Annotated in this window: 27 protein-coding genes and 2 tRNA genes; 12 read left to right on the top strand and 17 right to left on the bottom strand. The window is 35.6% G+C overall.

Annotation, left to right across the window (positions count from 1 at the left end; all coding sequences use genetic code 11):
* The first annotated feature begins 47 nt into the window (after positions 1 to 47).
* Together FLAVO9AF_RS08315 and FLAVO9AF_RS15775 are read left to right on the top strand one after the other, a co-directional pair.
* Complete coding sequence (locus tag FLAVO9AF_RS08315; protein WP_159686985.1) at positions 48 to 533, top strand: phosphoheptose isomerase; 486 nt, start codon at positions 48 to 50, stop codon at positions 531 to 533.
* A gap of 185 nt (positions 534 to 718) precedes the next feature.
* The gene (locus FLAVO9AF_RS15775; protein ID WP_370516466.1) at positions 719 to 3259 is read left to right on the top strand and encodes a gliding motility-associated C-terminal domain-containing protein; all 2541 of its coding nucleotides are present in this window, start codon (positions 719 to 721) and stop codon (positions 3257 to 3259) included.
* Positions 3260 to 3404: 145 nt separating this feature from the next.
* On the opposite strand, the gene lptB is transcribed toward FLAVO9AF_RS15775, so the two are convergent.
* The 4 genes from lptB to FLAVO9AF_RS08290 form a co-directional block, all read right to left on the bottom strand.
* The gene (gene lptB / locus FLAVO9AF_RS08305) at positions 3405 to 4163 is read right to left on the bottom strand and encodes an LPS export ABC transporter ATP-binding protein (RefSeq protein WP_159686978.1); all 759 of its coding nucleotides are present in this window, start codon (positions 4161 to 4163) and stop codon (positions 3405 to 3407) included.
* A 109-nt stretch (positions 4164 to 4272) separates the two neighbouring features.
* Positions 4273 to 4620, bottom strand: coding sequence for a carboxymuconolactone decarboxylase family protein (locus FLAVO9AF_RS08300; RefSeq protein WP_159686975.1), 348 nt, complete (start codon positions 4618 to 4620; stop codon positions 4273 to 4275).
* Positions 4613 to 5428 (bottom strand): twin-arginine translocase subunit TatC, encoded by an 816-nt coding sequence (tatC, locus tag FLAVO9AF_RS08295; protein WP_159686973.1) that lies wholly within the window; start codon positions 5426 to 5428, stop codon positions 4613 to 4615. Before tatC ends, FLAVO9AF_RS08300 begins: the two co-directional genes overlap by 8 nt.
* Entirely contained in the window at positions 5428 to 6393 is a 966-nt protein-coding gene (locus tag FLAVO9AF_RS08290; protein WP_159686970.1) for an SIS domain-containing protein, read from the bottom strand. The genes tatC and FLAVO9AF_RS08290 overlap by 1 nt, the downstream gene beginning before the upstream one ends.
* Positions 6394 to 6476: 83 nt before the next feature.
* Here FLAVO9AF_RS08290 and recQ point away from each other — a divergent pair, with 83 nt between their 5' ends.
* Entirely contained in the window at positions 6477 to 8672 is a 2196-nt protein-coding gene (gene recQ / locus FLAVO9AF_RS08285; protein WP_159686969.1) for a DNA helicase RecQ, read from the top strand.
* Between the two features lie 79 nt (positions 8673 to 8751).
* On the opposite strand, the gene FLAVO9AF_RS08280 is transcribed toward recQ, so the two are convergent.
* A complete protein-coding gene (locus FLAVO9AF_RS08280) occupies positions 8752 to 8991 on the bottom strand; it encodes a hypothetical protein (protein WP_159686967.1) in 240 nt (79 codons plus the stop codon).
* 470 nt (positions 8992 to 9461) lie between these two features.
* Between FLAVO9AF_RS08280 and FLAVO9AF_RS08275 the strand changes: the two genes are divergently transcribed.
* The gene (locus FLAVO9AF_RS08275) at positions 9462 to 11024 is read left to right on the top strand and encodes an NAD(P)/FAD-dependent oxidoreductase (protein WP_159690981.1); all 1563 of its coding nucleotides are present in this window, start codon (positions 9462 to 9464) and stop codon (positions 11022 to 11024) included.
* A 159-nt stretch (positions 11025 to 11183) separates the two neighbouring features.
* On the opposite strand, the gene FLAVO9AF_RS08270 is transcribed toward FLAVO9AF_RS08275, so the two are convergent.
* From FLAVO9AF_RS08270 to msrB, 4 genes are all read right to left on the bottom strand, one after another.
* Positions 11184 to 11657 carry a nuclear transport factor 2 family protein gene (locus FLAVO9AF_RS08270; protein ID WP_159686964.1) on the bottom strand — a complete coding sequence of 158 codons (474 nt, stop codon included), beginning with the start codon at positions 11655 to 11657 and terminating at the stop codon, positions 11184 to 11186.
* A gap of 10 nt (positions 11658 to 11667) precedes the next feature.
* On the bottom strand, positions 11668 to 12978 hold the full coding sequence (locus FLAVO9AF_RS08265; RefSeq protein WP_159686961.1) for an amidohydrolase: 1311 nt from the start codon (positions 12976 to 12978) through the stop codon (positions 11668 to 11670).
* A 109-nt stretch (positions 12979 to 13087) separates the two neighbouring features.
* Positions 13088 to 13711 (bottom strand): peptide-methionine (S)-S-oxide reductase MsrA, encoded by a 624-nt coding sequence (gene msrA / locus FLAVO9AF_RS08260; protein WP_159686958.1) that lies wholly within the window; start codon positions 13709 to 13711, stop codon positions 13088 to 13090.
* Between the two features lie 65 nt (positions 13712 to 13776).
* Positions 13777 to 14226: a peptide-methionine (R)-S-oxide reductase MsrB gene (gene msrB, locus FLAVO9AF_RS08255; protein ID WP_159686955.1), complete on the bottom strand. Its 450-nt coding sequence runs from the start codon at positions 14224 to 14226 to the stop codon at positions 13777 to 13779.
* 530 nt (positions 14227 to 14756) lie between these two features.
* On the opposite strand from msrB, the gene idi reads away from it, so the two are divergent.
* The 8 genes from idi to FLAVO9AF_RS08215 all read left to right on the top strand — a co-directional run.
* Positions 14757 to 15284, top strand: coding sequence for an isopentenyl-diphosphate Delta-isomerase (gene idi, locus FLAVO9AF_RS08250; protein ID WP_159690976.1), 528 nt, complete (start codon positions 14757 to 14759; stop codon positions 15282 to 15284).
* A 43-nt stretch (positions 15285 to 15327) separates the two neighbouring features.
* Entirely contained in the window at positions 15328 to 15738 is a 411-nt protein-coding gene (locus FLAVO9AF_RS08245) for a 6-carboxytetrahydropterin synthase (RefSeq protein ID WP_159686952.1), read from the top strand.
* 33 nt (positions 15739 to 15771) lie between these two features.
* Positions 15772 to 16233 carry a peroxiredoxin gene (locus FLAVO9AF_RS08240; RefSeq protein ID WP_159686949.1) on the top strand — a complete coding sequence of 154 codons (462 nt, stop codon included), beginning with the start codon at positions 15772 to 15774 and terminating at the stop codon, positions 16231 to 16233.
* Between the two features lie 59 nt (positions 16234 to 16292).
* A complete protein-coding gene (locus tag FLAVO9AF_RS08235; protein WP_159686946.1) occupies positions 16293 to 17261 on the top strand; it encodes a type I phosphomannose isomerase catalytic subunit in 969 nt (322 codons plus the stop codon).
* Between the two features lie 70 nt (positions 17262 to 17331).
* Positions 17332 to 17598, top strand: a complete 267-nt coding sequence (locus tag FLAVO9AF_RS08230; protein WP_159686943.1) for a hypothetical protein — start codon at positions 17332 to 17334, stop codon at positions 17596 to 17598.
* A gap of 78 nt (positions 17599 to 17676) precedes the next feature.
* A tRNA-Thr gene (locus FLAVO9AF_RS08225) sits at positions 17677 to 17750 on the top strand.
* A 137-nt stretch (positions 17751 to 17887) separates the two neighbouring features.
* A tRNA-Thr gene (locus tag FLAVO9AF_RS08220) sits at positions 17888 to 17964 on the top strand.
* A 1326-nt stretch (positions 17965 to 19290) separates the two neighbouring features.
* Positions 19291 to 19482, top strand: a 192-nt coding sequence (locus FLAVO9AF_RS08215; protein WP_159690973.1) for an IS3 family transposase, incomplete at its 5' end; no start/stop codon positions are given.
* A 70-nt stretch (positions 19483 to 19552) separates the two neighbouring features.
* Here the strand turns inward: FLAVO9AF_RS08215 and FLAVO9AF_RS08210 are convergent.
* The 8 genes from FLAVO9AF_RS08210 to FLAVO9AF_RS08175 form a co-directional block, all read right to left on the bottom strand.
* Entirely contained in the window at positions 19553 to 21409 is a 1857-nt protein-coding gene (locus tag FLAVO9AF_RS08210) for a peptidase M61 (RefSeq protein WP_159686940.1), read from the bottom strand.
* A gap of 122 nt (positions 21410 to 21531) precedes the next feature.
* Positions 21532 to 21810, bottom strand: a complete 279-nt coding sequence (locus FLAVO9AF_RS08205; protein WP_159686937.1) for a DUF2805 domain-containing protein — start codon at positions 21808 to 21810, stop codon at positions 21532 to 21534.
* Positions 21811 to 21926: 116 nt separating this feature from the next.
* Complete coding sequence (locus FLAVO9AF_RS08200) at positions 21927 to 22754, bottom strand: sterol desaturase family protein (protein ID WP_159686934.1); 828 nt, start codon at positions 22752 to 22754, stop codon at positions 21927 to 21929.
* A gap of 26 nt (positions 22755 to 22780) precedes the next feature.
* Entirely contained in the window at positions 22781 to 23383 is a 603-nt protein-coding gene (locus FLAVO9AF_RS08195) for an alpha-ketoglutarate-dependent dioxygenase AlkB (RefSeq protein WP_159686931.1), read from the bottom strand.
* A 68-nt stretch (positions 23384 to 23451) separates the two neighbouring features.
* Positions 23452 to 24159, bottom strand: coding sequence for an aquaporin Z (gene aqpZ, locus FLAVO9AF_RS08190; protein WP_159686926.1), 708 nt, complete (start codon positions 24157 to 24159; stop codon positions 23452 to 23454).
* Between the two features lie 50 nt (positions 24160 to 24209).
* Positions 24210 to 24566, bottom strand: a complete 357-nt coding sequence (locus FLAVO9AF_RS08185) for a MauE/DoxX family redox-associated membrane protein (RefSeq protein ID WP_159686923.1) — start codon at positions 24564 to 24566, stop codon at positions 24210 to 24212.
* 74 nt (positions 24567 to 24640) lie between these two features.
* Positions 24641 to 25534 (bottom strand): DMT family transporter, encoded by an 894-nt coding sequence (locus tag FLAVO9AF_RS08180; protein WP_159686920.1) that lies wholly within the window; start codon positions 25532 to 25534, stop codon positions 24641 to 24643.
* Positions 25535 to 25605: 71 nt separating this feature from the next.
* The gene (locus FLAVO9AF_RS08175; protein ID WP_159686917.1) at positions 25606 to 26772 is read right to left on the bottom strand and encodes a DUF1501 domain-containing protein; all 1167 of its coding nucleotides are present in this window, start codon (positions 26770 to 26772) and stop codon (positions 25606 to 25608) included.
* Positions 26773 to 26778 lie beyond the last annotated feature (6 nt).

The raw sequence follows: 26778 nt of genomic DNA, 5'->3' as shown, positions 1-26778 counted from the left end.
ATTAGAAGAAAATCAATCGTACTTTTAAAAGTACTAGGGTATAATATATGAAAGCATTTTTTTTTAATAAAGTTAAAGAGGAAGTGAGCTCGCATTTTACCATTGCCAGTTTTGACGATAGCCGTCCCTGGGGAGGTTTTTTAGTAATTGATGAAAGTCAATCGCAAGCCTTCGCTACAATGTATTTTGATGGTTTGGATGTTTCGTCATTAAAAATAGCAGGAAAATTAAGTCCAAAAATACTAATGGTGGCTCCTGGTCATCGTTTGTCTTGGCAGTACCACCATAGAAGAGCGGAAATATGGAAAGTGATAGAAGGAGAAGCTGGTGTGATTACCAGTCCTAACGATACCGAGGGCGAGTTACAAGTATTATCTAGAGGTGCTGTGATTACTTTGGCTCAAGGTGAGCGTCACCGTTTGATTGGTTTAGAAGACTGGGCTGTAATAGCAGAAATTTGGCAACATACGGATGCGAGTGCTCCGTCAGATGAGGAGGATATCGTTCGTGTTCAGGATGATTTTGGGAGGTAGTTGTTGGTTCTCGAGTAGAATTGAAAAGCTATCGCGTTTCAATTCTACTCGAACTGACGCTAGGGGGACTCAAGAAGTTCTCGAAATACGAATCGTCAGACCGAGTGGTTTTTAGAAAATGCGTTAGCTTTTTCTGAAAATTGTATCGAGGGCGTTTGGGTGCAGAGAGGCGTNGTAACGCAATAGTGGTTAGTGCCAATGCCATCCCAACAGTTACACCAATCATTGGAGCAGCTACGGTTTGTGTGAGTTCCACCACAACCTTATCCAACGCTAGCCCAGGCGGAGTTTGGACTAGTAGCAACAGCGGTATAGCAAGTATCGATGGTTCGGGCACGGTAACCGGAGTAAGCGCAGGTAGTGTAACCATTACCTATAGCGTGACCAATAGCAGTGGATGTATAACGAGCGTTAGCAAACCCCTTACCATCATCGCTCAACCTACCAAACCTACTATCACTGCATCGAGCAGCACAAGTTTCTGTTCCCCAGGCTCTGTGGTGTTAAGCAGTAGTGCCACTACGGGTAACCAATGGTATAAAGATGGTGTTGCCCTACCAGGTGCAGTTTCTAATAGTTATACGGCAACTAGCACAGGAATATATACCGTAGTTGCTACACAAAATGGATGTTTGAGCCAAGAGAGTAATCAAGTATCGGTAACGGCTAACGCCACCGAAAGTGCTCCAACGTTGATTGCTACAGGTAACACAATTATTTGTGAGGGAGGAAGTGTCCGTCTACATACTTCTTCATTAACTAGCAATAAGTGGTTTAAAAATGGTATGGAAATACCTGGTGTAACAGGAAGTGATTATACCGCTACAGAGACGGGTTCATATACAGTAGAAACTCTCAATCCTTTAGGTTGTGTTAGTGGTTTTAGTAATGCAGTGTTAGTTACCATTAACCCTAACCGAATAGTTGACTCTATAACAGGATTCAATAGTGTTTGTGCCAATTCAAGTATCACCTTATCCAATACGACCTCTGGCGGAGTATGGACTAGCAGCAATACAGGTATCGCTACTATTGACGTTTTAGGTGTGGTAAGAGGTGTAAGCGCAGGCACGGTAACCATTAGTTATAGTGCGACCAATACTAGTGGTTGCGTAACTAGTGTGACTAAAACAGTAACTGTAACGGCGCAACCGATACAGCCTACTATTAGCGTTTCAGGTACGACAAGTGTTTGTGTACCAGATTCTTTGATTCTAAATAGTAGTGCTAGTACAGGAAATCAATGGTTCAAGGATGGTGCTGCTATTTCAGGAGCAACTTCTAGTGTATATAACGCTACGGGATCAGGTTCTTATACCCTAGTAGTGACAAGAAATGGTTGTTCAAGTATAGTGAGTAATGCTATTAATGTAAGTGTAAATGCGGTTCCAATAGTAAATCCTATAGTTGGAGCCGACACGGTTTGTGCTAATTCAACACTTATTTTATCTAGCACTACCTCTGGAGGTGTTTGGAATAGTAGTAATACCGGTATTGCAAGTATTGATAGTTCAGGATTGTTAACAGGTGTAAGTGCAGGTACGGCAACTATTACTTACAGCGTGACCAATAGCAGTGGTTGTATAACAACAGTGACTAAAGCTATAAACGTAACCGCCCAACCAATTCAACCCACTATTAACGCTTCCAGTACTACGAGTTTCTGTTCACCAGGATCTGTGGTGTTGAATAGTAGCGCTACAATAGGTAATCAATGGTATAAAGATGGCATTATGATATCTGGAGCAACTTCCAGCAGTTATACGGCAACTGATACTGGAATATATACAGTGATTGCTACTCAAAATGGGTGCTCAGGTCTTAGTAGTATTGGAGTAGTTGTAACTGCCAATCCTTTGCCAATTGTTGATGTAATTGTTGGTCCTGATTTGTTAAATAATGGTGCTACCGCTCAGTTAAGTAGTACTACAATGGGGGGAATTTGGAGTAGTAATGCAACTTCTATTGCTACTATTTCAAACTCTGGTTCAGTTACTGCTCTTTCTTCTGGTGTTGTTGTTTTGAGTTATACGGTTACTAATGGAAGTGGATGTACTACAACTGTTACCAAGTCAATTACAGTTGTTGATTATGTCCTTGATGCTGTAGATGACGATTATTCGTCAACACCGTTTGATGCTTCAAAAAATCAGGTTCTAGGAGTATTGACTAACGATAAAGAAAATAATGGACCAGTAAATCTTAGCGATGTTGTAGTTTCTATTATTGATGATGGAGGATTACAAGGAGTAACTTTAGATAGTCAAGGAAGGGTGGTTGTGCCTGCTGGTTCCCCTATTGGTACATACAATTTGATTTATTCAATTTGCGATAGAAGTAATCCAAATAATTGTGCAACAGCTACAATTACTATTGTTTTAAAAGATCCTTGTGATTTTGATGATAGTGCTGTGGGCTGTGATATTATCATTAGAAATGCAATTTCACCTAATAATGATGGATTAAATGATGTATTCATTATTGACCGAATAGATAATTATTCAGATAATACAGTTGAAATTTATAACCGATGGGGACAGCTGGTTTACAGTACAAAAGGTTACGATAATAATTCTAACGTATTTAGAGGGATTTCTGAAGGTAAAGGAACTATAGATAAGAATGCTTATCTTCCTTCAGGCACTTATTATTATGTTATAAAGTATAAAAAACCAATAAGCGGAGTGACCAAACAAAAAGTAGGTTTCTTGTACCTTTCGATTTAAATAGTAGGTTTACTAATATTTCTTTCCAATAGAAAACCCTTTCTGAGTAATGAATTCAGAAAGGGTTTTTATTTAATGAAAGCTATAATTTTTTTAAAGTAATAGTTGATTGTCTTTTAAAAATGGGCTTATTATAATCTCTTATTTATTCTACTTTTGGAGTGTTAAAATCAATTTTAGTCTTTCTCAATTCAAAATTTTGTCCTAAGTATACTCTTCTAACCATTTCATCTTCTACTAGTTCTTCAGGCGTTCCAGCCTTTAAGATTCCTCCTTCAAACATCAAATAGGTTTTGTCGGTAATGGCTAAAGTTTCCTGTACGTTATGGTCGGTAATTAAAATACCAATATTTTTATTTTTTAATTGTGCCACGATGCGTTGAATATCTTCTACCGCTACTGGGTCTACTCCTGCAAAAGGTTCGTCCAACAAGATGAATTTTGGGTCGGTGGCTAAACAACGAGCAATTTCAGTTCTTCTTCTTTCACCTCCCGAAAGCAAGTCACCTCTATTGGTTCGAATGTGTTCCAAACTAAACTCGGCAATTAAGTTTTCCATTTTGGCAATTTGCTCTTCTTTGGTATGATTGGTCAATTGCAAAACACTAAGAATATTATCCTCGATACTTAATTTTCTAAACACAGAAGCTTCTTGTGCCAAATAGCCCACTCCCTGTTGAGCACGTTTGTACATCGGATATTCGGTAATATCCAAATCATCCAAATAAATATGACCCGAGTTGGGTTTTACCAATCCTACAATCATATAAAAAGAGGTGGTTTTACCAGCACCGTTTGGTCCCAAAAGACCAACAATCTGTCCTTGGTTTACTTCCAAAGAAATACCCTTTACAACACTACGGCCTTTATACGTTTTTATGAGGTTTTCTGCTCTTAATTTCATGGTGTTTGAATTGCTAAAATCCTTAGATTTTACTGATTAATAAGTGGAAAAGGTTACGTCATAGAAAAGCTTAGTTGCTAAGCAACTTAGAAACTCAATAACTTCAAGTCTATTCTTGCTCTTCCAAAGCTTCCCAAAATTCGTAGGCTCTTCGTAAATGAGGGACTACTATTGTTCCTCCTACCAAAGTAGCGATTCCCATAGCTTCCATCATTTCTTCACGTGTAACGCCTTCTTTATAGCTAGTTTCTAAATGATATTTGATACAGTCGTCGCATCGTAATACGGCCGAAGCAACCAATCCTAATAGCTCTTTTGTTTTTACATCCAAAGCGCCAGCAGCATAGGCATTTGTGTCTAAATTGAAAATGCGTTTTACAATTTTATTATTATCTGCTAATAATTTTTCGTTCATTTTAGAACGGTAGTCGTTGAATTCTTGAATTAAATCAGCCATTTTGTTTCTTTTGGTTGCGAACAACAAGTTTTGAAATTAATATACTTACTTCATAAATCAATAGCATCGGTACAGCCACGATAGTTTGACTCACTACATCCGGAGGGGTCACTATTGCTGCAACAATTAAGATGATAATTACCGCATATTTCCAATATTTTCTTAAAAATTCGGGAGTAACCAAGCCTAGTTTGGTAAGAAAATAGATAACTATTGGGAGTTCAAAAAAGAGGCCTCCAGCCAATACAGAGGTTTTTACTAAACCAATGTAGGACTCTAAAGTAAATTGGTTTTTTACTACATCTGATACTGTAAAAGTGGCTACGAAATTTACCGACATTGGTATAATAACAAAGTAGCCAAAAAGTACCCCTAGAAAGAAAAGAATAGAAGAAACTCCAATGAAAAATTTAGCTCCTTTTTTCTCTTTTTCATAGAGTGCAGGACTTATGAATTTCCATATTTCAAATAAAATATAGGGAAAACTCAAAATGAAACCAGCTAATAAACACATCCAAACAAACATATTTACCTGTCCTTCCATTTGGGTATTTTGAATGATAAAAGGAAGTTCTGTAATGCAAATACTGTCAACAAAACCCAACTGATGTGAGAGCTCACAAAAAAAACGGTAAGTGAAAAAGCTGGGGCGTGTTGGTCCAAAAATAATATCGTTGAACAAGAAATCGCTAATGAAGTAAGTTACAAAGGCCATAATCAAAATAGCAGTTGTACTTCTTACTAAAACCCATCTTAATTCTTCAAGATGGTCTAAAAAAGACATTTCGTTAAGGTTTTTCTTTGCCATTATACAATTCCTTCTTTTAAAATGTCGTGTATGTGTAAAATCCCTTTGTATTCTCCGTTGTCAATGACAATTAATTGGGTAATTGAGAAATCTTCCATAAGGTTAAAAGCATCAATAGCCATAGCTTCTGAATGGATTTGTTTAGGGTTTTTAGTCATAATATCTTTAGCGGTTAAACCAGCGATACTATCGCGGTCGTTGAGCATTCTTCGAATATCTCCATCGGTAATAATACCAACTACATTTTTCTCATCTACAACAGCGGTTACTCCTAATCTTTTTTCTGAAATCTCAAAAATCGCTTTTTTTATTGAGGTATCGGAGGTAACAATTGGTTTTAACGAATGTTCAATCAAGTCTTTTACTTTTAATAAAAGTTTTTTTCCAAGTGCTCCACCTGGATGGTATTTGGCGAAATCTTCTGCTTGAAAGCCTCTCATTTCCATCAAACATACTGTAAGCGCATCACCCATTACTAATTGGGCAGTTGTACTATTGGTAGGTGCCAAATTCATAGGGCAAGATTCAGCATCAACAGTGGTGTTTAGGACAAAATGAGAGCCTTTTGCTAAAAAAGAAGTCATATTGCCTGTCATACCTATTAAGGTGTTTCCAAAACGTTTTAACAATGGAACCAATACTTTAATTTCAGGACTGTTTCCACTTTTAGAAATACAAATAATTACATCTTCATCTTGTATCATACCAAGGTCACCGTGAATAGCTTCGGAGGCATGTAAGAATAAAGCAGGTGTTCCGGTAGAATTTAATGAGGCTACAATTTTTTGAGCAATTATGGCACTTTTTCCAATTCCGGTAATGACAACGCGGCCTTTAGAATGAAATATTTTGTGGGTGGTTGATAGGAACTGATCATCCAAAAAAGTGGTTAATTTGGCAATAGATTCACTTTCTGAGAGTATTGTTTTTTTGGCTAATGCCAATAGGTTTTCGTTGCTTATCAAAACAGAATGTTTAAATTTGTATGTATAAAAGATTTTTGTACCTTTAGTGTTGCAAATTTATACAAAATACCACATAATAAAGAATGAATTCAAACGAAATTGATATACACAAGGAATTAAAAAAGTATTTTGGCTTCAGTCAATTCAAAGGATTGCAGGAAAAAGTCATTAGAAGCCTCTTGAATAAAGAGAATACTTTTGTAATTATGCCGACTGGCGGAGGGAAATCACTTTGTTACCAATTACCCGCTTTAATTCTTGACGGAACTGCAATTGTCGTCTCTCCTCTAATTGCTTTAATGAAAAATCAAGTTGATGCCATACGAAGTTTGTCGTCTGATAATGGAGTGGCGCATGTCTTAAATTCATCATTGACAAAAACTGAAATCGCTCAAGTAAAAAAAGACATTACTTCAGGCGTTACGAAGTTATTGTATGTAGCTCCAGAATCTTTAACAAAAGAGGAATATGTACAGTTTTTGCAGCAAGTCCCTCTTTCATTTGTGGCTATTGATGAGGCACACTGTATCTCTGAATGGGGACATGATTTTAGACCAGAATATCGAAACTTAAGACATATTATAAAACAATTAGGCCAGGTGCCTGTAATTGGTCTTACTGCCACTGCAACTCCAAAAGTTCAGGAGGATATTCTAAAAAACTTAGACATGTCCGATGCAGTTGCTTATAAAGCATCGTTTAATAGACCTAATCTTTTTTATGAAGTACGTACCAAGACTAAAAACATAGAGTCGGATATTATCCGATTCATTCGTCAACATAAAGGGAAATCAGGCATTATATACTGTTTGAGTCGTAAAAAAGTAGAATCAATTGCTGAAGTTTTACAAGTAAACGGAATTAGTGCTGTACCTTATCACGCTGGATTGGATGCCAAGACTAGAGCCAAACATCAAGACATGTTTTTGATGGAGGATGTTGATGTTGTGGTAGCTACGATTGCTTTTGGTATGGGAATAGACAAACCAGATGTACGTTATGTAATCCACCATGATATTCCAAAATCTTTAGAAAGTTATTACCAAGAAACAGGTCGTGCCGGTAGAGATGGAGGAGAAGGACATTGTTTGGCTTATTACTCTTATAAAGATGTTGAAAAATTAGAAAAATTCTTGTCTGGTAAACCTGTTGCTGAACAAGAAATTGGTTTTGCACTTTTGCAAGAGGTGGTTGCTTATGCAGAAACATCCATGTCGAGACGTAAATTCTTACTCCATTATTTCGGAGAAGAGTACGATAACGAAACTGGAGAGGGTGGAAACATGGATGACAATGTTAGAAATCCAAAGACCAAAGTTGAAGCAATGAATGAAGTAGTCAAGCTGCTTCAGGTTGTTAAAGAAACAAAACATATCTACAAGTCCAAAGAAATAGTTTTTACCCTAATCGGTAGAGTAAATGCCGTTATTAAAGCTCACAAAACAGACACTCAATCTTTCTTCGGGAGTGGTGCTGACCATGATGAGAAATTTTGGATGGCTTTATTGCGTCAGGTTTTAGTAGATGGTTTGCTAGCAAAGGACATCGAAACCTACGGAGTTGTAAAGATTACCAAAAAAGGCTTAGCGTTTATAAAGAACCCAGAGTCTTTCATGATGTCTGAAGATCATGAATACAGTGAATCTGAGGATGATGCAATTGTTACAGCCGCTAAATCTTCAGGCACCGCCGATGAGACGTTAATGGCGATGCTAAAAGAATTACGTAAAAAGGAAGCCAAAAAATTGGGCGTTCCACCTTTTGTAGTATTTCAAGACCCTTCTCTAGAGGATATGGCATTGAAATATCCAATTTCTCTAGAAGAATTGATAAACATTCACGGTGTTGGTGAAGGTAAAGCTAGAAAATACGGAAAAGCTTTCGTGACATTGATACAACGCTATGTAGAAGACAATGATATCATTCGACCTGATGATTTAGTGGTCAAATCAACAGGGGTGAATTCAGCAAATAAATTATATATCATTCAAAATATTGATAGAAAATTAGCTTTAACAGATATTGCTTCTGCTAAAGGTCTTTCTATGGGAGCCCTAATCAAGGAAATGGAGCAGATTGTGTATTCTGGAACAAAACTGAACATTACCTACTGGATTGATGAAATGTTGGATGAAGACCAGCAAGAAGAAATTCACGATTATTTTATGGAATCCCATTCAGACAATATTGAAGAAGCTTTAAAAGAATTTGATGGCGAATATGATATTGATGAATTGCGATTAATGCGTATCAAATTTATTAGTGAAGTAGCGAATTAAATTTTCAAGTTCCAAAAAATTAAATTCCAAATTCCAATGATCGTTAGTTATTGGAATTTGGAATTTTCGTTTTTGGAATTTAGTTTTCATAAACTTCTCCACGGTGGGGTTTCAAAGCATCGCGTACTGTAATCATATCTTGCTCTTCCACCACCATAAAGGCGACGGCGTGCATTTCTCCGAACGTTTTAAATCCTGTAATCTCGAGCGGTAGTTGCTCAATTTTTATATACTCTTTTAGATGAATTTCGTGATGTTCGGCGGTTTTAGCAGAGGCAGGACCTCGAAAATCCCAAATGAGTTTGATTTTTCTAGACATAGTATTTGATTTAACTAGTTTGCAAAACTACAAAGACTTATAATGAAAATCTTTGTTTATTGCTGATAAAAAGTCAAAAGCTACAGATTAAAAGATTACAAAGGATATTATCACATAACTTCTATGCTGTTAAATTCCTTATATGGTCTAAACACACACTTCGTTTTATTAAAACTTTTATGACTTATCTGTTTTCTATTTTTTTGGCGCCCCTTGCGTAATCCTTTGCGCACATTGCGGTTTACATTTTGACACAGATTTTTTGACAACAACTTATATTGTCTTTTATTTTTTACTTTACTATAACACACCACAATTTACATGACCTTAAAATGCCTTACATGTTTTTATTTTTTGGAGAACCTCCTGTCGTTTTTCAATCTAATTCTAAAAATTGAATTCAAAATAGTACTTTTGTAGCCTGAGTAAACGAAGATGGTTTACTCTAAAAATTGAAGTATTCAGATACCATGCCACAAGAACTCCTATTACAAGTTGCTCCCGAAATTGCTGCTAACGAAACGTTACTCTATGATTATTTGTCTCGACAATTAAAAATTTCGGTCAAAGAAATTCAGCGTGCTACTATTGTAAAACGTTCTATTGATGCGCGTCAAAAAGCGGTCAAAATCAATTTAAAAGTGATGGTTTACTTAAAAGGAGAGCCTTTTTTAGAACAAAAAATAGCTTTGCCAGACTATCAAAACGTAGCGAATGCACAAGAAGTGATTGTAGTAGGTGCTGGACCAGCTGGACTTTTTGCAGCGCTTCAACTGATCGAACTGGGTTTGAAGCCTATAGTTATTGAACGCGGAAAAGATGTTCGTGGTCGACGTAGGGATTTGAAAGCCATCAATAGAGATTATATTGTAAACGAGGATTCGAATTATTGTTTTGGTGAAGGTGGAGCTGGAACCTATTCGGATGGAAAATTATATACACGTTCCAAAAAAAGAGGTGACGTAAATAGAATACTAGAATTATTGGTAGCTTTTGGAGCAACACCTGATATTTTGGTCGACGCTCATCCACATATTGGAACCAATAAACTACCGCAAATCATTCAAGATATTAGAGAGAAAATCATCGAATGCGGTGGTCAAGTGCTTTTTGAAACCAGAGTTACGGACATCATAATAAAAAACAATGAAGTTCAGGGTGTAACAACTCAAAATGGTGCAGTCATATCGGCCAATAAATTAATTTTAGCTACTGGACATTCTGCAAGGGATATTTTCGAATTGTTAGATAAAAAGAAAGTGTTAATAGAAGCCAAACCTTTTGCACTTGGCGTTCGAGCGGAACACCCACAATCTTTAATTGATACCATACAATATAGCTGTGATTACCGTGGAGAACATTTACCACCAGCACCTTATTCAATAGTGAAACAGGTTAATGGTCGTGGGATGTATTCGTTTTGTATGTGTCCTGGCGGAGTGATTGCGCCTTGTGCGACAAGTCCAGGTGAAGTGGTTACCAATGGTTGGTCGCCTTCTAAAAGAGATCAGCATACTGCTAATTCTGGGATTGTAGTAGAATTGAAGTTAGAGGATTTTAAACCCTTTGCCAAGTTTGGTGCTTTGGCCGGAATGGAGTTTCAAAAGAGTATTGAACAAAAAGCATGGCAATTGGCGGGTCAGACGCAAAAAGTGCCTGCACAACGTTTAGTCGATTTCACCCAAAGTAAAACATCCTCTGATATTCCCAAAACGTCCTATGTTCCAGGGACAACATCAGTGGAATTGGGACAGGTTTTTCCTGGATTTTTAACCCAAATCATGCGTCAAGGATTTTCAGAATTCGGGAAATCAATGAAAGGCTATGCTACTAATGAGGCGATTTTGCACGCTCCCGAATCTAGAACCTCTTCGCCTGTGCGAATTCCAAGAGACAATTACACTTTAGAGCATCTTCAAATCAAAGGATTGTATCCTTGTGGTGAAGGAGCGGGTTATGCAGGAGGCATTATTTCGGCAGCGATTGATGGGGAGAAATGTGCACAGAAGATTGCAGAGGTATTGAAAAATTAAATTATTTTGCGTGAGGGATAGGAGCAATCCGCCAAGGCGGAGCGGATAGCCCGACAGCATAAAAGAAAGAGGCCGACTTACCACTAGCATAAGTTGGCCTCTTTTTTTTATGGTGGCACGCCCTCAATAGGATTAAAATTGATTTATGAAAAATACATTTTAATGGTCATAACTTATCATTCGTGAAACTTTCCATTGATTGCCTATTTTTTTCCAAATGGCAACAAATTTAAAGGTGCCAACTTCTTCTTTTCCGTTCTCCATATGTCGGAATTGATGTTGGGCTACTTCGATGGCTCCAAAATCTTTTATAGGATGTACTTCAAGGCTTCCTTTTACTAGCGTTCGAGTAAGTTTGTTTTCGTTTTTGAACATTTTTTCAAAATTGGCAAAAACAGTGTCATACGACAATAAACCACCATTGTCTTGGTACCATTCTAAGTCTTCGGTAAACATAGGTTTAAACTTGGACATGTCTTTTGCGTTGAAGGCTTCAAAAAGTTGAGTGTCCATAGCCGCAATTTCATTGTACAACTCCTGTGAAGTTGGCGCTACTTTTTTTTCTTGAGCAATCACAGTTGTTGTGAATAAGAAATTGCAAATAATACAAAAAGCGAACAGGTAGGTTTTCATATAAAGTACTTTATTTCTTTTTGGTATTCATTTCCATATAATCTAAGGTCAAATCTGCCATACTCGTCATTCCTAAAACAAAACTTCCTTCGTCTATATAAAAATCAGGGGTATGGTGTGAGGGCATTTCACTGGCTTTTTTTCCTTTGGGCATTCCTCCAATAAAATAAAATAATCCCGGAATTTTAGCTTGATAAAAAGAGAAATCTTCTGCTCCAGTAACGGCCTCAGTTAAATGAACATTCTCTTTTCCTGCTGCTGCTTGTAAAGTAGGGAGCATTTGTTCTGTTAGTGAGGGGTCATTATAGGTTATTAATGTTTTTTTAGAAATGGTAACTTCTGAGCTGGCGCCTGCGCTTTCGGCTATATTGGTAGCGATGGTTTTGATTCTACCATGAATAAAGTCTTGAGTTTGGGAATCCAACGTTCGAATCGTACCACTCAGCGTCAATGACTCAGGGATGATGTTGCTTCGAACCCCTGCATTGATTTGGCCTACGCTCACTACAGCAGCGTTTTCGGTTAAATTTACATTGCGGCTTACAATAGTTTGTAAGCCGAGAACAATTTGTGAGGCGGTAACGATAGGGTCAACGGATTGCCACGGATAGGCGCCATGCGATTGCTTGCCATTGACTTGTATGGTAAACCAATCTGAGGACGCCATGGTTCCTTTTGGTCGGTATTTGATTTGACCCACTTCGGTTTGGGCATTAATATGGAGGCCAAAAATGACATCCACTTTTGGGTTGTTCAAAACACCTTCTTTTACCATTAACTCTGCACCTCCCTCTTCGCCTTCTGGTGGGCCTTCTTCTGCTGGTTGGAAAATGAATTTTACAGTTCCTTTTATTTCATTTTTTATTGAGGCTAAAATTTCGGCAGTTCCCATTAACATGGCTACGTGGGTATCATGGCCGCATGCATGCATTACACCCACAGCTTGTCCATTATATTCTCCTGTTACTTTGGAAGTAAAGGGTAAATTTACTCGTTCTTTTACGGGGAGCGCATCCATATCTGCTCTTAGAGCTACAACTGGTCCAGGTTTTCCTCCTTTTAGAATACCAACAACTCCCGTTTTTGCTACACCTGTTTGAACTTCAATTCCCAAAGAACGTAAGTGTGCAGCAACTTTTTCCGAAGTTTTAAACTCTCGATTGCCTAATTCTGGATTTTGATGCAACTCTCGCCTCCAACTAACTACTTTCGATTCTAAACTGGCTGCTTTTTGAGCCACTTTTGTTTTTAACGTTTGATTTTGAGCAGTACTGCACAATGCAATTAGCAAAAGGCTTGATGTAATTGTTGCTTTTTTCATGAATTTGGTTTTCGGTTACAAACAAATATAGTAAAAAAGGAACTGCTTCAAGTCATAAAAAAAAGCCGAAAAATTCGGCTTTTTAATGTGTATAGATAATGGATTTAATTTAATTTTTTGATTTAAGTCGGTTTTTAAAAACTTTCTCAAATTTCTCTAATTTGGGTTGTATCACGAGTTGGCAATACGGTTGAGATTGGTTTTTTTCATAATAATCTTGATGACTGTCTTTGGCTTTATAAAAAGCAGTAAGAGGTTCTATTGTAGTTACTATTGGACGGTCAAAAGCTTTTGCCTTGGTCAGCGCTTGTATGATTTGTTGACCTGCTTTTTTTTGTGCTTCATCTTTGAAGAATATTGCTGAGCGGTACTGTGTCCCTACATCAGCTCCTTGACGATTCAATGTAGTAGGGTCGTGAACGGTAAAAAACACTTTGAAAATTTCATCCAAATTGGTTTCGTTTTTGTTAAATGTAATTTGAACCACTTCAGCCGCTCCAGTTGTACCTGAAGAAACCGCTTCATAACTTGGATTTTTTACCGTACCTCCAGCAAATCCAGAGACTACTTTTTGTACTCCTTTAAGGTTTTCATAAACAGCTTCAACACACCAATAACAGCCTCCTGCCAAAACGATAGTGTCTGAAGAGGAAGAAGGAGAGGGTGGAACTGTTTTTTTTTGAGAGAAACCAATGGAGGTTGTCAAAAGCATAAAAAGAAGTATCTTTTTCATAATTGAATAATAATTTTAAAATGAATAACAGTTTATAAATGGTGTAACTACTGCTTTTTTTTGATTTAATTATTTTCAGGAACGAAATCTAAAGAAATAGCATTCATACAATAGCGTTTTCCCGTTGGTGCAGGACCATCATCAAACAGATGTCCCAAATGACTATCACAGCGGCCACAATTTGCTTCTATTCGCTGCATACCATAAGAGTTGTCGGGTTTGAAAGTGATACTCTCTTTGTTTTCTTGTTCGAAAAAACTCGGCCAACCACAACTACTTACAAATTTTTGATTGGATTTGAAAAGTAAGTTGCCACAAGCAGCGCAATAATAAGTGCCTTTCGTTTCTGAATTCCACATAGTCCCTGTGAAGGCTCTTTCCGTGTCAGCTTCTCTCGCTACAGCATACAAATCGGGCGAAAGTATTTTTTTCCATTCAGAATTTGGAATCGTTACTTTTTTAGTATCTGTATTAGAATAATAAGGGTTTTCTGGTTTGTGAAGTACTTCTTTCATGTCCTTTGTTTTAAGTGTTTTTGATTGTGATGGATTTTGTTGAGCGCAAGCTTGAAGAAATAAGCTGCTTATTGCTAGTAAAAAAAAGAATTGCTTTTTCATAGTGTTTTTGTTATTAAATGTGATTGTAAAACTACTTTGTACTTACGGCAACATTTGTCAGCTGGTTTACTATAAACTCTACTTTGATGTAAATTTAACTTTTGTTTATCCTAAGCCAGATACGAGATTAACATTTTTTATAAATAGTGTCATTAAAACCATTAAATGTTTCGTGCTTTTGAGTACCATTTTTTGAAAAGAAAATGAATTCAAATTGGTTAAAGTTGTGAAATTCCTATAGTAATATTTGAAAAATATGTATTTTCGACAATTAATTCTATTTTCAAATATACAAAAGTTAGGTCGTCCTTATCGACGAGCAACAGTCAGGTGTTTTTCTAAGTAATGAAGCTTCAACAAAACGAAAGACAACGTTAAAGCCCCCTGTCAATCTAATCCTTTTTGTATTTTTGGCCAGTAAAAATTTTATGGAAGAAGAAAAAGTTATCCTAGTCAATGAATTAGATGAACAGATTGGTCTAATGCCGAAATTAGAGGCACATCAAAAAGCAATTCTGCATCGCGCTTTCTCAGTTTTTATCTTGAATGATAAAAATGAAATTATGTTACAACAAAGAGCTCAGCACAAGTACCATTCACCTTTACTTTGGACAAACACTTGTTGCAGTCACCAAAGAGAGGGTGAAACAAATATTCAAGCAGGCGGTAGACGTTTGTTTGAAGAAATGGGTTTTGAAACTGAGATAAAAGAGTTATTTCATTTCATTTACAAGGCGCCATTTGATAATGGATTAACAGAGCACGAATTAGACCATGTAATGGTAGGCTATTATAATGATGACCCACATATCAATCCTGACGAAGTTCACGACTGGAAATGGATGAAAATAGAAGAAGTAAAAAATGACATGCTTATCCATCCGGAAAGTTATACGGTGTGGTTCAAAATTATTTTTGATGAATTCTATCATTTTTTAGAAGAGCACACTATCTAATTTTTAAAACCAATGTAATATTCAAATAGTATAAATAACAATTATGAGAGTAACCATTTCCCGAAAAGCACATTTTAATGCAGCACATCGTTTGTATAGAAAAGATTGGACTTTCGAACAGAATGATGCGGTTTTTGGAAAATGTAATAATCCCAATTTCCATGGTCATAATTATGAGTTGATTGTAAGTGTGACAGGAGAAATAGATCCAGAAACAGGTTATGTTATGGATGTGAAATTTTTGACAGACATTATAAAGTCAGAAGTAGAGGAGCAAATGGATCACAAAAACTTAAATTTAGACGTCCCCGAATTTGAGAACCTTAATCCAACAGCAGAAAATATCGTGGTAGTTATTTGGAATAAAATACGCGCCAAAATCAAATCAAGTTTAGACTTAGAAGTTGTACTATACGAAACCCCACGTAATTTTGTAACCTATAAAGGAGAATAATTTATTTAAATAATTTTTTAGAAGTTGTAACTCATGCCAATTGAACTAGGAGACGTAATACCACATTTTACCGCACTTGATACTAATGGGAAAAAATTTGATACTAAAGAATATATAGGTAAAAAGCCATTAGTAATTTATTTTTATCCAAAGGACAATACACCAGGTTGCACCGCACAAGCTTGCGGTTTTAGAGATCAATATCAGGATTTTACTGATTTAGGTGCAGAAGTCATTGGAATTAGCAGTGATACAGTTGATTCACACGATACCTTTGCAAAACGATACAAATTACCATTTGTACTTTTGTCAGACTCAGATAAGAAATTAAGAAAGTTATTTGGTGTTCCTTCTGGCTTGATGGGTATGCTACCGGGTCGTGTTACTTATGTTATTGATAAAGAAGGAAAAGTTGTTTTGATTTTTGACAATGGTATCAATGCTACTAAGCATATTCCTGTGGCACTTGAAGCTTTAAAAAAAATAGTATCATAAAATAACAAAATAATAGCAATTCAAACTCCTTGAATTAGCGATATTTGTCAAAAAAAGAAATGCAAACCAAACTATATCCTTTACAATTCGAACCCATACTTAAAGAACGTATTTGGGGTGGCGAAAAGCTAAAAACTTTTTTGAATAAGCCTATTGTTTCTACTATTACAGGGGAGAGTTGGGAGTTGTCTACAGTAAAAGGTGATTGTAGCGTAATTGCTAATGGCGATTTGAAAGGGGTTGATTTGATGAAGTTAATCGAAAATCAGCCAGCTGAAGTTTTAGGAACTACTGTTTATCAAAAATTCGGAAAGCAGTTTCCATTGCTTTTTAAATTTTTAGACGCTCGTGAAGATTTGTCGATACAAGTACACCCCAATGATGCTTTAGCTCAAGAAAGGCATAACTCATTTGGTAAAACCGAAATGTGGTATGTGATGCAAGCCGACCCAAAATCACGACTGATTGTTGGTTTTAAAGAAGATTCTAATGCTTCGGAGTATGTTGAAAAGCTAGAGAAAAAAGAGTTACTTTCAATACTAGATACCAAAGAAGTCCAAAAAGGAGACGTTTTCTTTTTAGAAACCGGAACAGTACATGCTATTGGTGCTGGATTAGTCATCGCCGAAATTCAGCAAACCTCAGATATAACCTATAGATTGTACGATTTTGATCGTGTTGATGCTCACGGAAATACTAGAGAACTGCATATTGATTTAGCTTTAGATGCAATCAATTATAAAAAGGTTGACACACAAAAGCAATATACTAAATTAGTTAATCAATCTAATACTATGGTTGATTGTCCCTATTTTACAACGAATTATATTCCGTTGCAAGACGAGATGGTAGTAAGTAAAACAGGAGAGTCTTTTACTGTGTATATGGTTGTTGATGGATGTTTTTCTATAGATATAAATGGGGTAGAATACGACTATCAAACTGGTGACACGGTTCTTGTTCCAGCTGCATTACAGTCTTTTAAGTTAAACGGAAATGCTTCTCTTTTAGAAATTTACATTTCATAGTTAGTAATCGAAAGATTATATGTACTTTTGCAAACGCAAATTTTAGTACAATATAATAAATTAAATAAAAATGGCAAACGTTAAGAATTTAAAGAAAGACATCAACTACGTTTTAGGAGATATTATTGAAGCAGTTTACTTGTATGAATTAACTACTACAGGAAAACCAACCGAAGAAACTAATGCTTTAATTGACGAAGCTATTGCTGCTTTTGATGCTTTGATTGCAAAAGTGAACCAAAAAAATGTGGAAAGTAAAAAAGCACATTTCAAACAAATTAATTTGGAGTTAGAACAAACTGCAAATCAATTGATTGCTAAAATCAACGAATTGTAATCGAAAAAAAGTAAAAAAAAGTCTGAATTTGTTTTGGAGAATTCAAATTCAGACTTATATTTGCACCCGAAATAAGACGCCAGCGTAGCTCAGTCGGCTAGAGCAGCTGATTTGTAATCAGCAGGTCGTGGGTTCGAGTCCCTCCGCCGGCTCTAAAGAAAACCATCTAAGAAATTAGATGGTTTTCTGTTTTTGTTGTCTAGCAACAGATTTTAAAGTTCTTGTAAAACTTTGTGAATTTGTTTTGCAAAATTGAAATATGTATTTATATTTGCACCCGAAATAAAACGCCAGCGTAGCTCAGTCGGCTAGAGCAGCTGATTTGTAATCAGCAGGTCGTGGGTTCGAGTCCCTCCGCCGGCTCCAAAGAAAACCATCTAAGAAATTAGGTGGTTTTTTGTTTTTAGCCTATTTTCTTTAATGGTTTATCTTTTGTTTTGTTGGTTGTTCTCTTCTGGTAAATGCTAATGGTGTTTTTCTTTTATTTTCTTTTTCAGGAGCTATTTCCGGCTGTCCGTTCTATCTCTTAGGGCGAACCCCGCCCCAAGAGGATGCCACTACCATCCGGGCTAGGGCATTTGTGTTTACAACAGGTTTTTGTCTTTGTTTTTACATGTACTTTATGTTTTACGCTTTGTTCTGATTTTTTACAATGAAGTTAATTGCTGTTTTGTCATTCCGACAAAGGAGGAATCACATAGTACAATAAGTAGTATGGTTTTTTAGATTGTATTTCTGCTTATTTCTAATATATCATGCTGTGTCTAGTAATCCTCGAGACCGCCCATAAAGACGATGCTAGTGTGTTTGTCGTAAAAAGGTGTTCTGTATTTCTTTTTATGTTTAATGTATTATTCTTTATTGCTACATATATAATGTATAGATAGAGTATGAATAGAGTATGGATAGAGTATAGATAGAGTATAGATAGAGTATAGATAGAGTATGGATAGTGTATGAGTAGAGTATGAAGACACTATATATATAGTACTTATGCAATAATGAATTAATAAGTATTACTATATATAATTAGTGATTGGCTCTTGAATGTCTTCGATACGTCCTGTAAATAGAGTAAGAACGGGGTATAATGTGCGCTAATTGGGCTTTAAGAGTAGAGTGTCTGTGGTAGACCATTTTTTTTACGGCGCTAATGTTTGTGTTAAATAATGATTATCAATGTTTTATTGTTGCATTAAAAAATAAATCAAAAAAAGGTTTGCAAAAGGCTTGTTTAAACGAAAAAAGGTGCTACTTTTGCACCCGCAACAACGCAGACGTTCTTTTATATACTGGCAGGTTATTGAGATATTCGGGATTAGATTTCTGAAAAAAAATATCAAAAAAAGCTTGTGAGAAATAAAAACGTTGCTTACCTTTGCACCCCGCAAAATACGGAAAGTTCCTTGAGAGATTGATAAGAGAATGAGATTTAAAATGAGATAAAAATTTTCAAAAAAAAGTTTCAAATTTTCTTGCCAGTTAAAAAAGAATTACTACTTTTGCACCCGCTTTGAGAAACAACGAAAGGCGGAAAGAAACTGAAATAAATTCAGTTTAAAATAAAGAAGAATACGTTCCTAGACATATTGAATTGACAGCCGTTTCGATGCAAATCGAAACAAAGAAATAAGAGTAAGATAATCGAGAGATTAGAATAAAACCGAGAGTAACTGATTCGAATAATAAAANGATAATGCCATTATTGAAAACTTCTTCGGAATATTAAAATCAGAATTGTTTTATCTAAAAAAATACACCTCAATAAAGCAATTAAAAATGGAAATCAAAGAATATATAAACTATTACAATAACGACAGAACCAAGTCCAATTTAAACAAAATGAGCCCGACTAAATATCGAGCTCATCATTATCAAAATTAATTATAAATTTGTCCAAACTTTTGGGTTCAGTCTATATTTCTAAATTGGGATTTGTGTATTTTAAATTGAATTAGCCTTTTAACCAAGCTTCTTTTATTGTGTTTTTTGAAGCATCTTTTGAGCTAAAGGTTTCTTTTTCTTCATATGGTAAAGCTACTTTTCCGTTTATTGTTTCTTCTTTTCCATCTCTTTTTATCTTTAACGAAATAGTCTCGTTTTCTTTCCAATCTTGACTAGTCGTTATCAATTCAAATATGTTTTCTTTATTAAAGTTTTTTCCATTGATGGCAACTATAATGTCTCCACCTTTTAATGATAATGCTTTAAAAAATTCATTTAGTTCGATGTTTGGAAGTATTACAATTTCATTAGTTTGTGGATTAATTGTAATATATGGTCTTTGACCTTTCAAAAATATTCCACCTGGAACTTTAACGGTTGATTTAGATACTCCTACTTTGTTTAGAAATAAGTCGTAAGGAATTGGTGTTGGGCCTGAAACATAAGTTTTTAGGAAATCACCTACTTCTGGATAGGTTAATGCGACAATTTTATCAAACAATTCTTTGTCATCAAAAGCTTTTGTAACTCCATATTCATTTGATAATTTGTGCATTAAATCAAGGATTCCTCTTTTTCCTTCTGATTTTTCACGAATTATAATATCAATGCACATTCCAATTAAAGCTCCTTTCTGATAAACATTTAGATATTGTGCTTTGTACGGTTCTTGTAATACATTAGCGCTCATTGTTGTGAAAGGCATAGTATCATTCATTCTTTTGGCTTGCTCGATTTTGTCAGCAATTCTTTCATAGAAAGCTTCCTCTGTAATCAGACCTTGATTGATTTGGAAAAGGTTAGCAAAATATTCAGTTACCCCTTCGTACATCCAAAGGTGTTCAGACATTTTTGGTGTGTTGTAATCAAAATATTGAATCTCTTTTGAATGTATGGTTAGTGGCGTAACAATATGGAAGAATTCGTGCGAAACAACATCTTTCATTTGTTCTTGAAGCATATTTAATGGAATTGTTTCTGGCATTACAACTGTAGTTGAAGTTGGATGTTCTAGAGCTCCAAAACCTTTCGCATCATTAGGTTTCATGCTTGACAAATACAATAGCACAGTGTATTTTTTATTTGCATTGATTTTACCCAAAAAAGTTTTTTGAGCCATCATCATTTTCTTCATTTCAGGTGTAATGTTCTCAGCAGTTACTTTTTTTCCTGGAGAAAAAACGGCAATTGTAATGTCCATTCCATCTACAGTAAAAGTAGTATAATCTGGTTTTGCATACATTACTGGGTTTTCAACTAACTCTCCATATCTTGAAACTACAAATTCGTCTGAGTTGTTTTTTGAATCTAAATCAATCATAGATGTAGCACCCCAAAGTGTTTCTGGGTGAGTAATGTTAACTCTGTATGGAATTTCTTTTTTGTCTTGAAAGTAGCCAACAAAACCGTGCATGTTAACCATAAAATTGGTTCCAGCTTCTATGTTTGTTCCTGCAGGAGAAAAAATGTCTTCTTGACCAAAGCCTGCACCTTTTTCAGAATCAAAAGTGTCATTGACTAAGTAAGTGATTTTGTATAATTTTTTTGCACCTGGAATGGTCCACGTATTTTCATCCGTTTTTTTTACTTCTAATAGTGTACCTTTATTATCGAATGCTTTTAAATCGTCGATATATCTGCCGTAATTGTCATTAGAGTAAGTTCCTGGGATGATTTTTGGAATACTATAGGTTATTTGGTCTGAGTTGATTTTAGGTGCTAAGATGGTTACTTGTACTTTATCGTCTTTTACATCAATCAAATCTATTGTTACATTTACTTCTTCTTTTTTGTTTGAAGTAGATACGGTTGATTTACAACTTAGCAGCACAGATGCAAGCGCTAAGGACACTATTATTTTTTTCATTTTTTTCATTTAAGTTTTAGATAGGTCTATTAATCTATACACTTGTTACATAATTGTTGTAGTAAATTTATTTTCTTTTGTATCAAAAAAAACTCCTACAAGAAAGTAGGAGTTACTATGTGTTAGTCTAATTTATTTTTAATGTAATATTTTCCGTCTAAATCTTCATCAAAATCGTCTATTTTTAATGGTTTAGGTTTAGGTTTACTTGCAATTGCTTTCTTCTTCCACATTTCATATTTTTCGGCAGGCATCTTCTTTTTCATAAATTCTAATACTTCTTTTTCAGAAAGTCCGAATTCTTTTTTAATTATCTCGAAGGGATTTCTTTCTTCTAAGGCCAACGTAACAAGCTTTTCTGTTTGTTCCCAGTTCAATTCTTTGCGGTTACTCTTTTTCATCACATGAAAATTAATTCAAATTGGTGTTAATGATTAATAAAATAGGTATCTAACGATATACCAATATTAATAAAAATAATAATTACTTTAATTAAAATGCTTCTTTTTTTTGTCTCTTAATCAATTTCGGGAGACCTATGTTTTTGGAAAGGAATATTTAATAAGTTTTTTAACTCATTGTGTTCTTTTGGGTCTTGATGGGTATCAATTCCGTAGATTATATCTTTTCTTGGCATAGTTTTAAAGGTTCCAAACAGACGGTCCCAAACTGAAAATATATTGCCATAATTACTATCCGTATATGGGAGTTTGTAATGATGGTGAATTTTATGCATATCAGGTGAAACAATGAAGTAACTTAAAAAAACATCTAATTTTTTTGGTAAGGCTATGTTAGCATGATTGAATTGAGTTGCTACAACCGATAATGTTTGGTATAAAAACACCATCCACATTGGACTTCCAATGATAAAAACTCCTAATAGTGTAAAAGCAAATCTAATGACACTTTCTCCAGGGTGATGCCTATTGGCTGTAGTAGTATCTATCCAAGTGTCTGAATGATGGATAAGATGGAAACGCCACAAAACTTTTGTTCGATGTTCGATGAGATGTACCAAATAAGCTCCAATCAAATCCAATAGCAATAATCCAATAATTGCGTACAACCATAATGGCATTTCTGGTAGTATTTGAAGAATTCCGAAATTATTTTCAACAGTCCAATCGGCTGTTTTTAATAAAAGATAGGCTAAACAAAAATTAATGACAATGGTCGTTAATGTAAAAAAAATATTAATTCCGGCATGTTGCCATTTTTTATAATCAAAACGGAACAATGGAAATGCATTTTCGATAAGCCAGAAAATCGTAATTCCTCCAACTAAAATTAGGCTTCTATGCGAAGAAGGAATAGTGGTAAAATAAGAAACAATTTCATTCATAATCAATTTGGTTAAGTTTTTTGGTTTTATGGAATAATTCTGAAAGTTAGGTTAATTCTGGGGCCAATTGGTTTTGTTGTTTTTGGAATTTGATGTTTCCAAAAGTGCTGGGTAGTCCCTTTCATTACTAAAAGACTGCCGTGTGCTAAAGGTATATTTATTTTTTGATTTGGAATAACATTGTGTTTGAGTTGAAAAATTCTTTCTGCTCCAAAACTCAATGAAGCTATGATGGGATTGGTTCCTAATTCTTTTTCATTGTCAGCATGCCATCCATTACTGTCTTTGCCGTCACGATAATAATTAAGTAATACCGTAGAATAAATTGTTTCTGTTGCTTTTTCTACTTTTTCTTTAATGTTCATAAGCAGTGGTGACCATTTATGAGGATGCATAGTAATATTCGAGTAGGAATAGGATTTTCCTTCGTTGCCAAAAAGCGCGGTTAATCGGGGTTGTGGATACACTTTTCCGTAGACTTTGATGTCGTCTTGTTGCCAAGGAATTTCCTTTTGTAAAGTGTCAAAAAAGATGGTTGCTTCTTCAGTTGAGAAGAAATTAGGGTAATAAATAATGGATGCATCTGGGACATCAAAAACAATAGGTTCAGAATCAAAAAGGGATTTCATTTGGTAAAAATAAAGAGAAAAAGAACATCAATTTTGTCCTTTTTCTCTTTTTGATAAAAGATTATTTTTTATGCTTCTGAGTGGTCTTGTAATAGATTTTTATAGATAAAACCAGCAACTACTGCTCCTAAAATGGGTGCTACCCAAAATAACCATACTTGCCCTAAAGGTTCTCCTCCCACAAAAATAGCTTGTGACAATGAACGAGCAGGGTTTACAGAAGTATTGGTAATTGGAATACTGATTAAATGAATTAGCGTCAGTGCTAAACCAATGGCAACTCCAGCAAATTTTCCATTTGCAAATTTATCGGTAGCGCCTAGGATAACCAATAGAAAGAACAAGGTTAAAACAAACTCTGCTATAAATGCAGCTTGCATAGAATAACCATCAGGTGAGAAAGCTCCAAAACCGTTAGAAGCGAAAGCTCCAGCTTTGGTATTATCAATCACGAAGCCTACTTTTCCAGAAGCAATAGTGTACAATGTACCAGCGGCTGCTATTGCTCCAACAGATTGTGCGATGATGTATGGAACTAAATCTTTGGCTGAAAATCGTCCACCAGCCCATAAACCAAAAGAAACGGCGGGATTAAAATGCCCACCAGAAATGTGTCCAACAGCATAAGCCATTGTTAATACGGTTAATCCAAAAGCTAGAGCAACTCCAGCAAAGCCAATTCCTAAATTAGGTATGCCCGCAGCGAATAAAGCGCTACCACATCCTCCAAAAACAAGCCAAAATGTTCCAAAAAATTCTGCAAATAGTTTTTTCATAAGTATTTAGTTTTTATATGGTTACTAGTTTGTTGTGAATTCTTAAAAATTTATAAAGTATAAGTGTAAGCCCAATACATCAGCAGGAATTGTAAGGGTAAACGCAGGTATAGCAACCATTTGGGAAGCCCCATACTTGCTTTTGGATTGGTTAACATAAAAATATGTGTTGGAAAAACAGCAATTAGCAGCAGAATAATTCCCCAAGCAGCATACTGGGTAGTTGGAGGAAAAAGTAATGAAACCCCTAGAATAATTTCGATAGCTCCGCTTAAAATGTTTAGTAAAGAGGGATTAGGAAAATAGGTAGGTATGATTTTTTGATATAAACGAGGGACTCTAAAATGATTGATTCCAGCAATTATATAGAGAAAAGCCATTACATACAAATGCCAAGGTGAATTCATAACAAGTTGTTTGTTACGAATTTATAAAAAAATTAACAGTTTGATGATGTTATTGAAAAATATTTTGGATTTGATTACTTTTTTGAAGAATTGGTATTCATTATTATGATGGCAACGATGATTAAAATTATTCCAAACCATTGAACAACGTTAACGTCTTCATTCAAAAGAACGTAAGCCATTGTTACAGAAACAGGTAATTCGAGGGCAGAAACTATACTGCCAAGTCCAATTCCAGTAAGAGGAAAACCTGCATTCATCAACAAAGGAGGAATAATTGTTCCGAAAAGAGCCAAAACAATTCCCCATTTCATAAAAATTCCCATTTGAAAAGGACCTACTTGGGTAACTAGCGCAAAACCAAACACGATGATGGCACCACCAAGCAGCATATATAAGCTTCGTTGAGCAGATGAAATGTGATTAGCAATATGATTTGCGGTAAACATAGTAGCAGTAAAAGATGCAGCGGCAAGTAAACCTAGGGCAATTCCTCTCCAATCCAAAGAAGCCGTTGTAGCAATTACGTTTGTAGCCAAAAAAGTTCCTATTAAGACAATGATGACTGCGATTATTTTCTTGAGTGCTGGTAATTTTTTGTCGATGGCCATTTCTACTACTACACCCATCCAAACGGTTTGCATCAACAGTACGATAGCAATAGAAACAGGAATGTATTTTACAGCTAAATAATAGAAAACACTCGTCATTCCCAATGAAGTCCCAGCGGCGATGAGTTGGAAAATGTTTTTAGAAGTCGCCTTTACAACCGTATTTCCTTTTTTGTTTTTTTGAAATAAATTAATCAATAGCATACCAAGAATACCAAGTACGAATTGAGCAGTCGTTACTTCTGGAGTCGAATAGCCTTCGTCGTAGGCCATTTTTACAAAAGTAGCCAACATACCATAACTCGTTGCACCTAATCCTACCAGAAAAACTCCTTTTAATACTTGATTCTTTGTCATTTTTTAATTTTTAAAAAGCGGGCAAAGATAAGGCATTTCTTTTTGAATCGATGCTTAAGTAGGTAATAGGTTTAGAATAAACCCTGAAGCGGACTATTTTTTATGCCGATTTTCGTTGGTTCAAAGGCCAATTTCTGTTGTAAAAGAGAGGCATACACACTTCTAAAGTCGATTTGGTATTTTAAATCGCCTGCATCTAAATCTGTTAGGTTTGGATTTTTTCCAAGTACCTTACCTTTTGTAGTGCCACCAATTACAAAAAGCGGTGCTGCCGTTCCGTGATCGGTTCCCTTTCCGTTGTCTTTTACTCTTCGACCAAATTCAGAAAACACTACTATGGTTGTGTTTTGCAATACTTGTGCTTTTTTCAAATCGGAATAGCAACTAAAAATGGCATCATTAAGTTCGCTTAATTTATTTTGATGAATGGCCAATTGATTGTCGTGCGTATCAAATCCTCCGAGTGAGGTATAGTATACTTTAGAATTCAAATTTCCTTTTATCAGTTTAGCAATCCATTCTAAATTTTTGGCTAAGCCAGTTTTTGGATAGCTAACTTCAGAGGGAGTGCTTTTTTTGAGAGCATCTTGAATGGCATCGGCGCCTTCTGAAACAGAATTGGCAATTTTTCGAACAAAATCCAATTGTGGGTTGTTAGATAATTGATCTTTGGTTTCTGCAGCGTTACGGCTGTTGAACCGATTGGGGTCTTTTACTGTAATACTGTTGGGTTCTTCGCCTTTTAATGCTAATGTATCAATAGTATCGATGTTGATTCCTGCTGTGGGTTGGTGGTCATTGCATTGCAAATCCAAGTAGCGTCCAAGCCAACCTTGACTGAGGTATTCTTGATTAGTTGGAGCAGTTTGCCAAATTTCTTGGCTTCTAAAATGAGAGCGAACAGGATTAGCATATCCTACATTTTGGATGACCGTTAAATCACCATTTTGTTGCATTTTAGCAAAATCCTTTAGCGCCGGATGAAAGCCCATTCCGTTATTTCCAGCAATAACGTTTTGTTTCGCTATTCCAATTGATGGACGATGGTGATAGTACAATTCATCTTGATAAGGAATGTAAGTATTGAGTCCGTCGTTTCCGCCATTCAACTGAATAAAAATCACGCATTCATTTCCTGTAACAAGTTGTTGTGTGCCAAAGGCGTGAAGAAACTGAGGAAGAATCAATGTTCCTCCTGTAAAAGTTCCTGTTAGCGCTAAAAAATTTCTTCTGTTCATAACTTG

It is taken from the genome of Flavobacterium sp. 9R (assembly GCF_902506345.1).
In the GTDB taxonomy this organism is placed as follows: domain Bacteria; phylum Bacteroidota; class Bacteroidia; order Flavobacteriales; family Flavobacteriaceae; genus Flavobacterium.
This window is presented reverse-complemented; position numbering and strand designations above follow the sequence as displayed.

Coding starts and splice junctions, on each gene's coding strand:
- FLAVO9AF_RS08235 (WP_159686946.1), top strand. CDS start 16,293: ATGCAAACCAAACTATATCCTTTACAATTCGAACCCATACTTAAAGAA.
- FLAVO9AF_RS08180 (WP_159686920.1), bottom strand. CDS start 25,534: ATGACAAAGAATCAAGTATTAAAAGGAGTTTTTCTGGTAGGATTAGGT.
- tatC (WP_159686973.1), bottom strand. CDS start 5,428: ATGGCAAAGAAAAACCTTAACGAAATGTCTTTTTTAGACCATCTTGAA.
- aqpZ (WP_159686926.1), bottom strand. CDS start 24,159: ATGAAAAAACTATTTGCAGAATTTTTTGGAACATTTTGGCTTGTTTTT.
- lptB (WP_159686978.1), bottom strand. CDS start 4,163: ATGAAATTAAGAGCAGAAAACCTCATAAAAACGTATAAAGGCCGTAGT.
- FLAVO9AF_RS08265 (WP_159686961.1), bottom strand. CDS start 12,978: ATGAAAAAAGCAACAATTACATCAAGCCTTTTGCTAATTGCATTGTGC.
- msrA (WP_159686958.1), bottom strand. CDS start 13,711: ATGAAAAAGATACTTCTTTTTATGCTTTTGACAACCTCCATTGGTTTC.
- FLAVO9AF_RS08185 (WP_159686923.1), bottom strand. CDS start 24,566: ATGAATTCACCTTGGCATTTGTATGTAATGGCTTTTCTCTATATAATT.
- msrB (WP_159686955.1), bottom strand. CDS start 14,226: ATGAAAGAAGTACTTCACAAACCAGAAAACCCTTATTATTCTAATACA.
- FLAVO9AF_RS08240 (WP_159686949.1), top strand. CDS start 15,772: ATGCCAATTGAACTAGGAGACGTAATACCACATTTTACCGCACTTGAT.
- recQ (WP_159686969.1), top strand. CDS start 6,477: ATGAATTCAAACGAAATTGATATACACAAGGAATTAAAAAAGTATTTT.
- FLAVO9AF_RS08195 (WP_159686931.1), bottom strand. CDS start 23,383: ATGAAATCCCTTTTTGATTCTGAACCTATTGTTTTTGATGTCCCAGAT.
- FLAVO9AF_RS08230 (WP_159686943.1), top strand. CDS start 17,332: ATGGCAAACGTTAAGAATTTAAAGAAAGACATCAACTACGTTTTAGGA.
- FLAVO9AF_RS08280 (WP_159686967.1), bottom strand. CDS start 8,991: ATGTCTAGAAAAATCAAACTCATTTGGGATTTTCGAGGTCCTGCCTCT.
- FLAVO9AF_RS08175 (WP_159686917.1), bottom strand. CDS start 26,772: ATGAACAGAAGAAATTTTTTAGCGCTAACAGGAACTTTTACAGGAGGA.
- idi (WP_159690976.1), top strand. CDS start 14,757: ATGGAAGAAGAAAAAGTTATCCTAGTCAATGAATTAGATGAACAGATT.
- FLAVO9AF_RS08275 (WP_159690981.1), top strand. CDS start 9,462: ATGCCACAAGAACTCCTATTACAAGTTGCTCCCGAAATTGCTGCTAAC.
- FLAVO9AF_RS08300 (WP_159686975.1), bottom strand. CDS start 4,620: ATGGCTGATTTAATTCAAGAATTCAACGACTACCGTTCTAAAATGAAC.
- FLAVO9AF_RS08210 (WP_159686940.1), bottom strand. CDS start 21,409: ATGAAAAAAATAATAGTGTCCTTAGCGCTTGCATCTGTGCTGCTAAGT.
- FLAVO9AF_RS08270 (WP_159686964.1), bottom strand. CDS start 11,657: ATGAAAACCTACCTGTTCGCTTTTTGTATTATTTGCAATTTCTTATTC.
- FLAVO9AF_RS08315 (WP_159686985.1), top strand. CDS start 48: ATGAAAGCATTTTTTTTTAATAAAGTTAAAGAGGAAGTGAGCTCGCAT.
- FLAVO9AF_RS08205 (WP_159686937.1), bottom strand. CDS start 21,810: ATGAAAAAGAGTAACCGCAAAGAATTGAACTGGGAACAAACAGAAAAG.
- FLAVO9AF_RS08245 (WP_159686952.1), top strand. CDS start 15,328: ATGAGAGTAACCATTTCCCGAAAAGCACATTTTAATGCAGCACATCGT.
- FLAVO9AF_RS08200 (WP_159686934.1), bottom strand. CDS start 22,754: ATGAATGAAATTGTTTCTTATTTTACCACTATTCCTTCTTCGCATAGA.